The organism is Pseudomonas sp. NBB, from assembly GCF_032701105.1.
In the GTDB taxonomy this organism is placed as follows: Bacteria; Pseudomonadota; Gammaproteobacteria; order Pseudomonadales; family Pseudomonadaceae; genus Aquipseudomonas; species Aquipseudomonas asiatica.
Genome location: NZ_CP103994.1, coordinates 4,910,458 through 4,924,290 on the forward strand (window position 1 = coordinate 4,910,458; position 13,833 = coordinate 4,924,290).

The 13,833-nt window shown below is 63.0% G+C and carries 13 protein-coding genes; 5 read left to right on the plus strand and 8 right to left on the minus strand.

Annotated features, from left to right (window positions below; genetic code table 11):
* Positions 1-17 precede the first annotated feature (17 nt).
* On the plus strand, positions 18-746 hold the full coding sequence (locus NY023_RS22720; RefSeq protein WP_013974090.1) for a phosphatase PAP2 family protein: 729 nt from the start codon (positions 18-20) through the stop codon (positions 744-746).
* Positions 747-924: 178 nt separating this feature from the next.
* Here NY023_RS22720 and groL read toward each other — a convergent pair whose 3' ends face one another.
* The 5 genes from groL to NY023_RS22745 form a co-directional block, all read right to left on the minus strand.
* A complete protein-coding gene (gene groL / locus NY023_RS22725) occupies positions 925-2,565 on the minus strand; it encodes a chaperonin GroEL (protein WP_013974091.1) in 1,641 nt (546 codons plus the stop codon).
* A 48-nt stretch (positions 2,566-2,613) separates the two neighbouring features.
* Positions 2,614-2,907, minus strand: coding sequence for a co-chaperone GroES (locus NY023_RS22730; RefSeq protein WP_003260750.1), 294 nt, complete (start codon positions 2,905-2,907; stop codon positions 2,614-2,616).
* A gap of 333 nt (positions 2,908-3,240) precedes the next feature.
* Complete coding sequence (locus NY023_RS22735) at positions 3,241-3,702, minus strand: FxsA family protein (RefSeq protein WP_039612990.1); 462 nt, start codon at positions 3,700-3,702, stop codon at positions 3,241-3,243.
* A gap of 67 nt (positions 3,703-3,769) precedes the next feature.
* On the minus strand, positions 3,770-4,501 hold the full coding sequence (locus NY023_RS22740; protein WP_013974093.1) for a HugZ family protein: 732 nt from the start codon (positions 4,499-4,501) through the stop codon (positions 3,770-3,772).
* Between the two features lie 181 nt (positions 4,502-4,682).
* The gene (locus NY023_RS22745; protein ID WP_023662443.1) at positions 4,683-5,693 is read right to left on the minus strand and encodes a DUF481 domain-containing protein; all 1,011 of its coding nucleotides are present in this window, start codon (positions 5,691-5,693) and stop codon (positions 4,683-4,685) included.
* 166 nt (positions 5,694-5,859) lie between these two features.
* Here NY023_RS22745 and NY023_RS22750 point away from each other — a divergent pair, with 166 nt between their 5' ends.
* Entirely contained in the window at positions 5,860-6,213 is a 354-nt protein-coding gene (locus tag NY023_RS22750; RefSeq protein ID WP_003260756.1) for an MGMT family protein, read from the plus strand.
* Between the two features lie 43 nt (positions 6,214-6,256).
* Positions 6,257-7,804: an AmpG family muropeptide MFS transporter gene (locus tag NY023_RS22755; RefSeq protein WP_013974096.1), complete on the plus strand. Its 1,548-nt coding sequence runs from the start codon at positions 6,257-6,259 to the stop codon at positions 7,802-7,804.
* Between the two features lie 50 nt (positions 7,805-7,854).
* Here NY023_RS22755 and NY023_RS22760 read toward each other — a convergent pair whose 3' ends face one another.
* The 3 genes from NY023_RS22760 to NY023_RS22770 all read right to left on the minus strand — a co-directional run bounded on the left by NY023_RS22760 (position 7,855) and on the right by NY023_RS22770 (position 10,746).
* Positions 7,855-9,099 carry an MFS transporter gene (locus NY023_RS22760; protein ID WP_013974097.1) on the minus strand — a complete coding sequence of 415 codons (1,245 nt, stop codon included), beginning with the start codon at positions 9,097-9,099 and terminating at the stop codon, positions 7,855-7,857.
* A gap of 204 nt (positions 9,100-9,303) precedes the next feature.
* The gene (locus NY023_RS22765; RefSeq protein ID WP_015271698.1) at positions 9,304-10,146 is read right to left on the minus strand and encodes a mechanosensitive ion channel family protein; all 843 of its coding nucleotides are present in this window, start codon (positions 10,144-10,146) and stop codon (positions 9,304-9,306) included.
* A 114-nt stretch (positions 10,147-10,260) separates the two neighbouring features.
* Positions 10,261-10,746, minus strand: coding sequence for a YajQ family cyclic di-GMP-binding protein (locus tag NY023_RS22770; protein ID WP_013974099.1), 486 nt, complete (start codon positions 10,744-10,746; stop codon positions 10,261-10,263).
* Between the two features lie 100 nt (positions 10,747-10,846).
* On the opposite strand from NY023_RS22770, the gene NY023_RS22775 reads away from it, so the two are divergent.
* Entirely contained in the window at positions 10,847-11,764 is a 918-nt protein-coding gene (locus NY023_RS22775; RefSeq protein WP_013974100.1) for a putative 2-dehydropantoate 2-reductase, read from the plus strand.
* 38 nt (positions 11,765-11,802) lie between these two features.
* On the plus strand, positions 11,803-13,833 hold the full coding sequence (locus NY023_RS22780; protein ID WP_013974101.1) for an ATP-binding protein: 2,031 nt from the start codon (positions 11,803-11,805) through the stop codon (positions 13,831-13,833).

The following is a 13,833-nucleotide window of genomic DNA, read 5'->3' on the forward strand; positions in this document are numbered from 1 at the left end:
CGCGCCCTGGAGCCGTCATGCAGCAACCAACCCGCCCTCGCCCGATCAATTTCTGGCTGTACCTGGGGCTACCCCTGGCGACCGCGCTTGGCCTGATCCTGCTGGAACTGACCTCGGTCGACATGGACATTGCCAACCTGTTCTTCGACCCTGCTGCCGGGCAGTTCATCGGCCGCCACAGCTATTTGCTGGAGAACATCCTGCATGACAGGGTCAAGCAGGGGGTGATCCTGCTGGGAGTGATGTCACTGGTGACCTTTGCTGCCAGCTTCTTCTGGAAGCGCCTGTTCGGCTGGCGCCGTGAGCTGGGCTGCCTGGTACTGGCACTGGGCCTGTCCACGGCGTTTGTCACACCGCTGAAGAAAGTGACCCAGGTGCAATGCCCGTGGAGCCTGACCCAGTTTGGCGGGAAGGAAACCTACAGCAAGCTGCTGGAACCGCGGCCGGCGACCGACAAGCCCGGGCTGTGCTGGCCGGGCGGGCATGCCGCCACCGGGTTCTGCCTGTTCGGGCTGTTCTTCATGTTGCGTGATCGCAAGCCGAGGCTGGCACGGGTGGCGTTGACGGTGGCCTTCGTCGCCGGGTCAGTGCTGTCGCTGGGGCGGATGATGCAGGGGGCGCACTTCCTGTCGCACAACGTGTGGACGGCGGTGTTCTGCTGGCTGATCGGCTTGGGGTCGTATTACCTGGTTCTGTATCGTCGGGGAATGGCTGAGGTACCCGCCGCTGAGCGTAGCGTCGCCTGAACCCGGGGCCGCTTTGCGGCCCTTTCGCCGGCAAGCCAGCTCCTACAGGTAAAACGCCTGTCACAAGGTTGGCGCAAACCTGTGGCTGCACAGCAGCCCCAATGGTCCCAACAGGAAAACAAAAAAGCCCCGGTTCTCGCGAACCGGGGCTTTTCATGGTGCAGGGGGTAAGGCTGGCTTACATCATGCCGCCCATGCCACCCATGCCGCCCATGTCAGGCATGCCAGCAGCTGGCTTGTCTTCCGGCAGGTCGGCAACCATGGCTTCAGTGGTGATCATCAGACCGCCGATCGAAGCAGCAGCTTGCAGCGCCGAGCGGGTGACCTTGGCTGGGTCCAGGATACCCATCTCGATCATGTCGCCGTATTCGCCGGTAGCAGCGTTGTAACCGAAGTTACCCGAACCTTGCTTGACCTTGTCAGCGACAACGCTTGGCTCGTCGCCGGCGTTGGCAGTGATCTGGCGCAGCGGCGCTTCAACAGCGCGACGCAGCAGGGCGATACCGACGTTCTGGTCTTCGTTGTCGCCTTTGAGGTTGGCAATGGCAGCCAGGGAGCGAACCAGGGCTACACCACCGCCAGGTACCACGCCTTCTTCAACGGCTGCACGGGTAGCGTGCAGGGCGTCTTCAACGCGGGCTTTCTTCTCTTTCATTTCAACTTCGGTGCCGGCACCGACCTTGATCACGGCAACACCGCCAGCCAGTTTGGCCAGACGCTCTTGCAGCTTCTCACGGTCGTAGTCCGAGGAAGTCTCTTCGATCTGGGCACGGATCTGCTTGACGCGTGCTTCGATCTCGGTATCGGCGCCAGCGCCGTCGATGATGGTGGTGTTTTCCTTGGACAGGATGACGCGCTTGGCGTTACCCAGGTGCTCCAGGGTAGCGGTTTCCAGCGACAGGCCGATTTCTTCGGAGATGACCTGGCCGCCAGTCAGGACGGCGATGTCCTGCAGCATGGCCTTGCGGCGGTCGCCGAAGCCCGGAGCCTTGACCGCAGCAACCTTGACGATGCCGCGCATGTTGTTGACTACCAGGGTAGCCAGGGCTTCGCCTTCAACGTCTTCGGCAACGATCAGCAGTGGGCGGCCGGCCTTGGCAACGGCTTCCAGAACTGGCAGCAGCTCACGGATGTTGGAGATCTTCTTGTCGACCAGCAGCAGCAGCGGGCCTTCCAGCTCGGCAACCATGGTGTCCGGCTTGTTGACGAAGTACGGGGACAGGTAGCCGCGGTCGAACTGCATGCCTTCAACGACCGACAGTTCGTTTTCCAGGCCCGAGCCTTCTTCAACGGTGATCACGCCTTCTTTACCGACTTTTTCCATGGCTTCGGCGATGATTTCACCGATGGAGTTGTCGGAGTTGGCGGAGATGGTACCTACCTGGGCGATGGCCTTGGAGTCGGCGCATGGCTTGGACAGGTTCTTCAGCTCGGCGACGACGGCAGCGGTGGCCTTGTCGATGCCGCGCTTCAGGTCCATCGGGTTCATGCCGGCAGCGACGGCTTTCAGGCCTTCGTTGACGATGGCCTGAGCCAGGACGGTAGCGGTGGTGGTGCCGTCACCGGCAGCGTCGTTGGCCTTGGAAGCAACTTCCTTGACCAGTTGGGCGCCCATGTTCTCGAAGGCGTCTTTCAGCTCGATTTCCTTGGCGACGGAAACGCCGTCCTTGGTGATGGTCGGAGCGCCGAAGCTCTTGGCCAGCACCACGTTACGGCCTTTCGGGCCCAGGGTCGCTTTTACCGCGTCAGCCAGAACGTTGACACCAACCAGCATTTTCTTACGAGCGGAATCGCCGAATTTTACGTCTTTAGCAGCCATGATCGTTTAATCCTTGGAATTCTTTGGAGTAACGGGAAGTCGGGGAAATCAGCCTTCGATAACGGCGAGGATTTCGTTCTCGGCCATGACCAGCAGGTCTTCGCCATCGACTTTCACGGTGTTGCTGCCCGAGTAAGGGCCGAAAACCACTTTGTCACCCACTTTCACGGCCAGTGCGCGAACTTCGCCGTTGTCCAGGATGCGACCGGTGCCGACGGCGACGACTTCGCCGCGGTTTGGTTTTTCAGCGGCCGAACCCGGCAGGACGATACCGCCAGCGGTTTTCGATTCTTCTTCGCTGCGACGGATAACGACGCGGTCATGCAGAGGACGAAGCTTCATTGTCGATCTCTCCCAAATTGTGGTTTTCATCGGCCGGTGTCGACACCGGCGGGTTGTAGCTGTCCGGCGTTGCCGGGGTGGCCCGCAATGGGCGAACCACCTGAGTTATGCCTGGTGTTGCCACCAGAAACCTTGCGGTGACCACATACATGAGGCCGCCATATTCAATTACAAGGCTTGCTTCAGAAAATTTTTCATTAGCGCCTTGGCCCCGCAAAAAGCTGGGGCCGCGTTGCGCCCCTTTCGCGACACAAGGCCGCTCCCACAGAAGGTATGCATTGCCTGTGGGAGCGGCCTTGTGTCGCGAAAGGGCCGCAAAGCGGCCCCCGGTTATTACTTGTCGCGGCGCTCGTACTCGCCTTCGATCACATTCGGCCTATGCCCGCCATCACGCGGCCGGGCCTGGAACGGGTCGTCCTGGAAGGCGCGCTGTCGCATGGCTTGGGCCTCGGCACGCTCGCGCATCTTGCGCGCGGCCAGATGACGGGTGAATGGCAGCAGGCACAGCAGGCCCAGCACGTCGCTGATGAAACCTGGCAGCAACAGCAGGCCACCACCAACGGCCAGCATCATGCCCTGGAACATGTCCTCGGCGGGCAGTTCGCCACGCTGCAGGCTTTCACGGGCGCGCAGTGCGGTTGCCAGCCCGGCCACGCGCATCACCAGCACACCCAGGGCGGAGCCGGCGATGATCAGCAGCAGTGCCGGGAAGAAACCGATGGCGGCACTGACCTTCACGAAGACGAACAGCTCCAGCACGGGAAACAGGAGAAACAGCAGTAGAAAAGCACGCATCAAAGCATTCCTCGTCGGAAGAGAACCTTCCTGTAAGACCAACAGATGGATGCGTGCGCTCGGCTTTTCAACCCTCGACTTCCGTCGCAACCGGCCACTGGTCGGCGCGAGCCAGCAAAACCAGGGCTTCGCGGACTTGTGTCGGCGTGTTGCAAGTACTTGGGAAGGGCAACCAGTAAACCGCCTGGCCAATACGCAGGTGCATGCCTTCACTGTCCACCCCGACCATCTGTACTGGCGCATGGCGTGGCAAATCGGTCAGTTCCACATAATGGGCGATGGCGTTGGCGTGGTCGTTGTTCATGTGCTCGACCATGCTCGTCTCGGCCTTGCCGGCGAACGGGTTGGCCAGGGTCACCTGATCGAGCCAGTGGATCGCGCCGAAGCCGCCGATGTAGCGGTGGCGCACCGGCTGCAGCACCCAGAAGTCGAAGTCGTGGGCCTTGTGGTAGTTGGCCGCGTCCGGGAAATAGCGGTAGTAACGCTCGGCGGCAGCCTCGATGGCGGCCTCTTCCACCAGCTTGTGCGCCTCGGCCATCACCGTCAGGCGCCCCACGGCCTGCGCGTCCTCGGCTTCGCGCTCACCTACCAGCAGCGAGCACTTGGGATCCTTCTGCAGGTTGTGCGTGTGCTGGGCGATGCGGCTGATGAGGATCAACGGGTTGCCCTGGGCGTCCAGGCAGTACGGCACGACCGAGCCGAAGGGGTAGCCGGGCATCGACTTGGAATGGGTCGAGAGCACGCCGCGGTATTCCTTGAGCAGCAGCTCCCGGGCGGGACGGATGGCATTGGTACTCACTTGGGGGCGGCTCCTGATATCGGGCTGGATAGGACAAGATAAGCATTATCAGATCCAGTGCCAATGGGGCTGCTTTGCAGCCCATCGCGATACAAGGCCGCTCCCACATGGACCGACGTATATCTTGCCTTTGTGGGAGCGGCCTTGTGTCGCGATAGGGGCGCAACGCGCCCCCGGCGGTTTACCAGGTGACGCCGAAGCCTGCGGTATAGCGGGTCTTGTCCAGGTCACTCTCACGGGTACCGGTGATGATGTCCTTCTCCGCCTTGAGGTTGAGCGAGGCCCATTCAGTGACCTTGTAGCGCAGGCCAACCTCGGCATCAAGCGCATAGTCGGCCACGCCACCCAGCGGCTTGGCGAACTCGCCGTTGGTGAACAGTTGCACATTCTTGCCAATCAGGTAGCGGGTGTAGTCCCACTTCACCGCCGCAGAATAGAAGTTGTCCTTGGCGCCATCCTGGTATTCGAAGTCGGTGCGGTTGATCAGCGACCCCAGCGAAAACGCGCCCAGTTCGTTGTCCCAGAACTGGTAACCCGGGCCGGTACCCACGGTGCGCTGGCGGGCTAGGTCTTCGATGCGGTCGCGCTTGTACTCCATGCGCCCCTGCCAGAACCACTTCTCGGTGAGGAAGCGGTCCAGGGCGTACTCGGCACTCCAGTTGTCGGTGGTGGTGACGTCGTCCTTGGTCTCGCGGTTGTATTCGCCTTCAGCGTTGTGCCGCCAGCGGCCATGGCGGGCGCTGGTCTTGAAGCCGACGTCGTAGTCGTCGGTGTCGTTCTCGGCGCGCTTGTAGTCCAGCGCCACGTCGACGTTGCCCTTCCACACGAAGTCCTCGACCAGGGGCTTGGGCTTCATGATCTGCTCGATGCTGGCCAGCTCCACGGTCTTTGGCGCCTCGCCATTGGCCAAGGTCACCTTGCCGGGCTCGGCGGCCTTCAGCGACTTGGCGCGCTCACCGCTGTAGGCGTCCTGCTTGACCAGCATCTCCTGGTCGCTCTCCAGGGTCTGGACCTCTTTCCAGTCCAGGGCGATGGAACCGCCATAAGGGGTTTCCAGCAGCAGCTTGCCGCCGTCGAAGACTTTGATCTTGCCGCTGAGACGGTCACCGTTCTTCATCCATACGGTGTCGGCGAACACCGGGGAGGCGCAGAGGGAAACAGCAAGCAGGCACAACAAGGATCTAGAATACATAAGCGGGCTATGATTTGCGGACTACGGGTTCGATTTGGCGAAAAAAGCCGGGCATTATCCGGATAACGACGACCAGAGCAAGAAAAGACCGGGAGCATGCCGTTGAGTTCAACTCTCATTTGCCAGACCGCCGGTCCGGTTTCATCTGCAGCCCAGAGGGGGCCTGATGTCTGACGGATATGAGCACGCCCTCGACTCCGCCGAGGGCCGACGGACGGTGCTGTATTCGGTACTTGGCCAAGTTCCGGCCGGCAAGGTGGTCAGCTATGGCCAACTGGCCGAACTGGCAGGGCTTGGTCGGGCGGCACGCTGGGTCGGGCGTACCCTCGGGCAACTGCCCGCGGACACTCGCCTGCCCTGGCACCGGGTGCTCGGTGCAGGCGGCCGCCTGAGCCTGGCACTGGGTACCCCGTCTGGGGATGAACAACGGGCGCGCCTGCGTGCGGAGGGTGTAAATGTAACCAACAATCGTGTGGATATGACGCGCCATGGCTGGCGCCCGATGGAGCACAGCGGTTAGAGTGCGCGCTTTGTTTTCGCAAACTTGAGGCAGATGTTGGCCCATGCCCCGTAAAACCTGGCGCGCTGCGCTTGCTGCCTATGCCAGCCCGTCAACCTTGGTACTTTTGCTGCTCGGCTTCGCCGCCGGTCTGCCCTACATGCTGGTGTTCTCCACCCTTTCGGTGTGGTTGCGCGAAGCTGGCGTGGCCCGCGAGACCATTGGTTACGCCAGCCTGATCGGCCTGGCGTACGCCTTCAAGTGGGTGTGGTCGCCACTGCTCGACCAATGGCGCCTGCCGCTGCTCGGCAGCCTGGGGCGCCGGCGTTCGTGGTTGCTGCTGTCGCAAGCGCTGGTGGTGATCGGGCTGGTCGGCATGAGCCTGTGCGACCCGCAGCAGCACCTGTCATGGCTGATCGCCCTGGCGGTGCTGGTGGCCTTCGCTTCGGCCACCCAGGACATCGCGGTCGATGCCTACCGCCTGGAAATCGCCGACGACCAGCGCCAGGCTGCACTCGCCGCCAGCTACATGGCCGGCTACCGCGTGGCGGCCCTGCTGGCCACGGCTGGTGCCCTGTTCTTCGCCGAGTGGTTCGGCTCCACCGGTTTCAGCTACCTGCACAAGGCTTGGGCCGGCACCTACGTCATGTTCGCGGTGATGATGCTGCCCGCCGTGTTCACCACCCTGATCATGCGCGAACCGCCCGTACCCATGCGTACCCAGCTGTCGGCAGCGCGCTATGGGCTGGTGCACCAGCTGGCCTCGGTGTTCGTGCTGATAATCCTGCTGGTATCGGTACCGGCCAGCTTCACCCAGATGTTCAATACCGGCTGGTCCAGCGTCATCTCCGGTGATGCAACGCCACTGGACCTGCTGCTGGAAGACCGCGCCTTCCTGCGCCTGATCCTCTATGTGCTGCTGACCTGGGCGTGCCTGTCGAGCCTGGGCCGTCGCGGCCTCGCGCCGGTGCTGACCCCGGTCAACGACTTCATCGCCCGCTACCGCTGGCAGGCCCTGCTGCTGCTCGGCCTGATCGCCACCTATCGCATGTCGGACACGGTAATGGGCGTGATGGCCAACGTGTTCTACATCGACATGGGCTTCACCAAGGACCAGATCGCCAGCGTCAGCAAGATCTTCGGCCTAATCATGACCCTGGTCGGCGCCGGTGTTGGCGGCCTGCTGATCGTGCGCTTCGGCATCATGCCGATCCTGTTCATCGGCGGTGCGGCCTCCGCGGGCACCAACATTCTGTTCCTGATGCTGGCCGACATGGGCCCGAACTTGCAAATGCTGGTGGTGACCATCTCGCTGGACAACTTCAGCTCCGGCCTGGCCACCTCGGCCTTCGTTGCCTACCTGTCGAGCCTGACCAACCTGAAGTTCTCGGCTACCCAGTACGCGTTGCTCAGCTCGATCATGCTGCTGTTGCCAAGGCTGATCGGGGGTTATTCGGGGGTCATGGTGGAGAAGTTCGGTTACCACGACTTCTTCCTGATCACTGCCCTCCTTGGCGTGCCGACCCTGATCCTGATTGCCCTGCAGTGGCGCCAGGAAGCCGGGCCGGGCAAACCGGTTGCAGAGGAAGGTTCGGCGGCCGAGCGGCCCTGACAGGTTTGTATTGCCTGTACCCGCGAAGAGGCCAGTTCAGGCAATAAAGTTTACCGAGCAACAGCCCCCTCACCAGGCCGTCCACCCACCACAAACCACAGCGGCCACAGCGCCAAGGCCCCCGCCACACCCGCCGCCAGGGCAAAGTGCAGCAAGCTGGCCCCGGCCCCAATCATCGCCAGCAGCGCCCCACCCAACCCCAGCAAGGCAATGGTGATCATCCCCAGCATGGCCGAGACCAGGCCCTTGCTCTGCTCGCTGGCGAACAGCGTCATGCGATACAGCACCGCGTTGGCCACGCCCAACCCCAGCGCGTACAGCGACATGCCCGCCACCACGCTGGTCACACTCGGCCAGTACCATGTCGCCAGTCCCATCAGGCACAGGCCGGCCAGGTATGGCCACAATGCACCGCGCACCAGCGCCGCCAACGGATAGCGATCGGCAATGCGGTTGATGATCAGGTTGCCCAGGATCAGCCCGCCAAACACCGGCAACTGCCACAAGGCGTACTCCATGGTGCTCAGCCCCTCGTCGTGGATCAGCAGCACCGGCGACAGGCCGATCCAGCCAATCAGCGGCAGACCGACCAGGCCCAGGGCCGCGCTGCCAGCGACAAAGCGGCGGTTGCCCAGCAACTGGCCGTAGCCGGCCAGCAGTGGCAGCAGGTGGATCGGCGTGAATGCCAGGCGCGAGCCGTCACGGCGCTCCACGCCCAAGGTCTCCGGCATCAGCCGGTACAGCAGCAGCCAGGCCACAACCGCGCCAATGGCGAAGGCCACGAACAGCCAACGCCAGTCCAGCCACTGCAGCAGCAAGGTGCCCACCAGCGGCCCGAGCAGTGGCGAGAGCAAGGCGATGTTGGCCAGCAGGGCCATCATGCGCACGGCGTCGGCTTCGCTGAAGGCTTCGTTCAGGGCCGGGTAGCTGACCGTGACCACAAAGCCCAGGCCGATGCCTTGCAGCAGGCGCAGCAAGTTGAACAGGCCGATGTCGTGGACCCAGAAGGTGGCCAGACAGGCCAGGCCGAAGAACGCGCAGCCGATCAGCAGCAACGGGCGCCTGCCATAGCGGTCGGCCAGCGGACCGATCAGCCATTGCAGCACCACGCCCCCCAGCAGGTACAAGTTGAGGGCGTGGGGAATGTATTCGGGGCTGGCATTCAGGTCGCCGACCACCACCGGCATGGCCGGCATGACGGCGTCGCTGGCCAGGTAGGTGAGCAGCTCGAACAGGGCCAGGGTCAGACCGAACAGCAAGGCGCGCAGGGGGGTGATGTACAGCAGTGGTTTCATGATGGCGTATCGGGTGTGGCAGGTGGGGTCAGGCTATATGCCAGAAATGGCGGGGTATTGCTGTGAACAAGTGTAAAAAGCCGAGGCCGCTTCGCGCCCCATCGCGACACAAGGCCGCTCCTACAAGGGTTACGCGATTCCCTGTAGGAGCGGCCTTGTGTCGCGATGGGGCGCGAAGCGGCCCCAATCAATGACAACGCGGTATTACTGCGCTGCAGTCTCCTGCACCACGCGAATCACCCGCTGCGGGAACGGAATGTCGATCCCTTCGGCCTTCAACCGGTCACGCGCATGCTCGTTGAGCATGAACATCACATCCCAGTAATCGGCAGTCTTGGTCCACAAGCGCAAGGACACTGTGATCGAGCTGTCGCCCAGGGTCGCGACCACCGCCTGCGGCGCCGGGTCGGGCAGCACGCGCGGGTCCTGCGCCAGCTCCAGCAGCACGTTGCGGGCCTTCTGCAGGTCGGCCTCGTAGTCCACGCCCACATCGAACACCACCTTGCGCGTCGGCTGGCGGTTGGTGTTGGTGATGATGCCGTTGGACAGGCTGCCGTTGGGCATGATCACCGTCTTGTTGTCACCAGTGCGCAGCACGGTGTGGAAGATCTGGATGCTGTCGACGGTGCCGGCCACGCCTTGCGCCTCGATCCAGTCACCGATGCGGAACGGGCGAAACATCAGGATCAGCACACCGCCGGCGAAGTTCGCCAAGCTGCCCTGCAAGGCCAGGCCGATGGCCAGGCCCGCGGCACCGATGGCGGCAACGAACGAGGTGGTCTCGATACCGATCATCGACGCCACGCTGACGAACAGCAGCACCTTCAGCACGATATTCGACAAGGTGCTGATGAAGCCCTGCAGTGCCAGGTCGGCGTTGCGCAGGCCAACCAGCTTGCCCAGGCGGGCGCTGACCTTGTTGATGATCCACCAGCCGACCGCCAGGGTCAGCAGCGCCAGCAACACACGGCTGCCATATTCCATGATCAAGGGGATCCAGGTCTGGGATTGGCGGACCAGCTGATCGACTTCAGCGTTCAAATCCATATTCATCTCCTGATGCCGAGCGGCAAGTACACGGTAGAACTGGCCACGCGCGATGGCGCAGCCCCGGCCCCCATGGACATCATTTGGCCATCGGGGTTCCGGGCGATGCCCACATCAGTCGCGGAAGTTATTGAACTGCAGTGGCATGTCGAATTCCTTGGTACGCAGCAGCGCAATGGCTTCCTGCAGGTCGTCGCGCTTTTTGCCGGTAACGCGTACCTGCTCGCCCTGGATGGCGGCCTGCACTTTCAGCTTGGCATCCTTGATGGTGGCGACGATCTTCTTCGCCAGATCCTTGTCGATACCTTCGCGGAACTTGGCTTCCTGTTTCTTTTCCTTGCCCGAGGCATACGGGTCCTTGGTTTCCAGGCACTTCACGTCGATCTTGCGCTTGACCAGCGCCAGGCGCAGGATTTCCAGCATCGCTTCGAGCTGGAACTCTTCCTCGGCGGTGAGCATCACGGTCTGCTCTTTGTCCTTGAACTCGAAGGTGCCCTTGCCCTTGAGGTCGTAGCGACGGTCCAGGTCCTTGATGGCGTTGTCGACCGCGTTCTGCACTTCGTGCTTGTCCAGTTCCGATACCACGTCGAACGAAGGCATGGTTGTTCTCCCAAAATAAAAGCGCGCTCAGGCTGAAGATGGAGCGCGCTGGGTTTGACGGTTAAAATGCGGGCTCATTATAACGGGTTGCGAAACGCATATGAGCAGCACCTGGCATATTCTCGGCGCCGGTAGCCTGGGCAGCCTGTGGGCTTGCCGCCTGGCGCGCGCGGGCAAGGCAGTGCGCCTGATCCTGCGTGACGGGCAGCGGCTGCAGGCCTACCAGCAGGCCGGCGGCCTGACCCTGGTCGAACAGGACCAGTCCCGCCACTACGCCATCCCCGCCGAAACCGCGCAGGCACACGGCCCGATCCATCGCCTGCTGGTGGCCTGCAAGGCCTACGACGCCGCCCCGGCCATCGCCGGCGTGGCACCTCGCCTGGCCGAAGACGCCGAGGTGGTTCTGCTGCAGAACGGCCTGGGCAGCCAGGACGAGGTCGCCGACCTGGTGCCCCATGCACGCTGCATCTTCGCCTCCAGTACCGAAGGCGCATTCCGCGAGGGAGATTGGCAGGTACGCTTTGCCGGCCACGGCTTCAACTGGCTGGGTGACCCACGCAACCCGACGATCCCGGCCTGGTTCGATGACCTGCATCAGGCTGGCATCCCTGCCGAGTGGACGGTGGATATCCTTACCCGTCTGTGGCGCAAGCTGGCACTCAATTGCGCCATCAACCCGCTGACCGTGCTGCACGACTGCCAGAACGGCGGGCTGCTGGGGCACCTGGGCGAAGTGGATGCGCTGTGCGCCGAGCTGGCCCAACTGCTGCGCCGCTGTGGCCAGCCAGAAGCGGCAGACGGGCTGAACGAGGAAGTGCAGCGGGTGATCCTCGCCACTGCGGCCAACTACTCTTCCATGTACCAGGATGTACGCGCAGGCCGCCGCACCGAGGTGCACTACCTGCTTGGCCATGCCTGCCGCACCGCCGGCCGTCATGGCCTACAGCTGCCAGAGCTGGAACGCCTGCTGCAGCACCTGGTCGATAACCTGCGTGTGCGTGGTTTGCCCTGCGACTGACGCAGCCCTTTCAACCGGATACGGACATTGCCTAGCCCATGACCTTGCGCCAACGCCTGGAAAACCTCCCGGTCGGGCAGAAGCTGCTGGCAGCCCTGCTGGTGTTGCTGGTGACCATCCTGTTGGTGGCCAACCTCACCTTCATCAGCGCCGCCTACTGGATCACCCAGGAAAGCATGGCGCCACAGGCGCTGCACACCATCGGCCGGCTGGTGGCCAACCCGCAACTGGCGGCGCGCGCCGGCGATACACCGGACACCGCCAGCGCCCTGCTGAAAGAGCTGGACAGCTACACGCCGCTGCGCGCCGCTGCCGTCTACGGTGGCGATGGCCGCATGTTGGCGCAGCTGCAGCACGGCGAGCCGCTGGCACTGCCCAAGCGTTTTCGCAACATCGACGGCTGGCGCCTGATGGAGTTTCGCAGCACCCAGCTGATCCGCATGCCACGTGACGCCAACCCGCCCGCACACCTGCTGCTGGTGGCCAGCAGTGAACTGCCCACGGCTTTCTATACCGGCACCCTCAGCGCCAGCCTGGGCATCCTGGTGTTCAGCATCCTGCTGTGGATCGTCATCGCCCGACAGATAAAACGCCTGATCACCCAGCCGATCAACCAGCTCGAAGAGCTCAGCCGCCAGGTCACCCGCGAAGAGAGCTATGCCTTGCGCGCGCAGCGCGGTAACGACGACGAAATCGGCAGCCTGGCCGAAGCGTTCAACACCATGCTCTCGCGCATCGAAGCCCGCGAACAGCAACTCAAGCGCACCCGCGACGAGTTTCAGGAGGCCTACGACCAGGCCCAGGGCCTGGCCGAGGAAACCCGCCACACCAACCGCAAGCTGGAACTGGAAGTCCAGGTGCGCAGCAAGATCGAGAAAAAACTCACCGGCTTCCAGAACTACCTCAACAGCATCATCGACTCGATGCCCTCGGCGCTGATCGCCCTGGATGAACAGCTCTACGTGACCCAGTGGAACCACGAAGCCACGGTACTTTCCGGCACGCCTCTGGACGAGGCGCTGAACCAGCCGATCTTCATTGCCTTCGAACCGCTCAAGCCGTTCCTGCCGCAACTGAAGGAAACAGTGGAAAAGCACCGGGTGGCAAAGATCGAGCGGGTCACCTGGCCCAAGGGTGACGACCTGCGCCACTACGCCCTGACCTTCTACCCGCTGACCGGTGGCGGCGGCCGTGGCGTTGTCATCCGTATCGACGACATCACCCAGCGCCTGTCGCTGGAAGAAATGATGGTGCAATCGGAAAAGATGCTTTCGGTCGGCGGCCTGGCCGCCGGCATGGCCCACGAGATCAACAACCCGCTGGGCGCGATCCTGCATAACGTGCAGAACATCCGCCGGCGCCTGTCACCAGAACTGCCGCGCAATCAGGAACAGGCAGAGGAACTGGGCATCGACCTGCCCACGGTCAACCGCTACCTGGAGAGCCGCGAAGTGCCGCAATTGCTCGACGGCATCCAGCAGGCCGGTGCCCGGGCAGCGAAGATCGTCACCCACATGCTCAGCTTCAGCCGCCGCAGCAACCGTCAGCTGGCGCCGTGCGACCTGCCGGCGCTGATCGATCAGGCGGTGGAAATTGCCAGCAACGACTTCGACCTGGCCATAGGCTTCGATTTCAAGGGCCAGGCCATCGTGCGTCAGTTCGACCCCGACCTGGGGCCGGTGCCGTGCACCGCCAACGAATTGGAGCAGGTGCTGCTCAACCTGCTGAAAAACGCGGCCCAGGCCATCCACCAGCGGCCACAGCCGAGCGAGCCCGGGCGCATCACCCTGCGCACCCGCTTGAGCCCGCCATGGGCGGAAATCCAGGTCGAGGACAACGGCGTCGGCATGCCCGAAGGGGTGCGCAAGCGCACCTTCGAGCCGTTCTTCACCACCAAGGAAATCGGCCAGGGTACCGGGCTGGGGCTGTCGGTCTCGTACTTCATCATCACCAACAACCACAAGGGGCAGATGGAAGTGCAGTCCACGCCCGGCCAGGGCACCTGCTTCACCCTGCGCCTGCCCCTTGGCCAGCCGGCAGCGGTGGCGCCGGCCAAAATGGAGAAATGA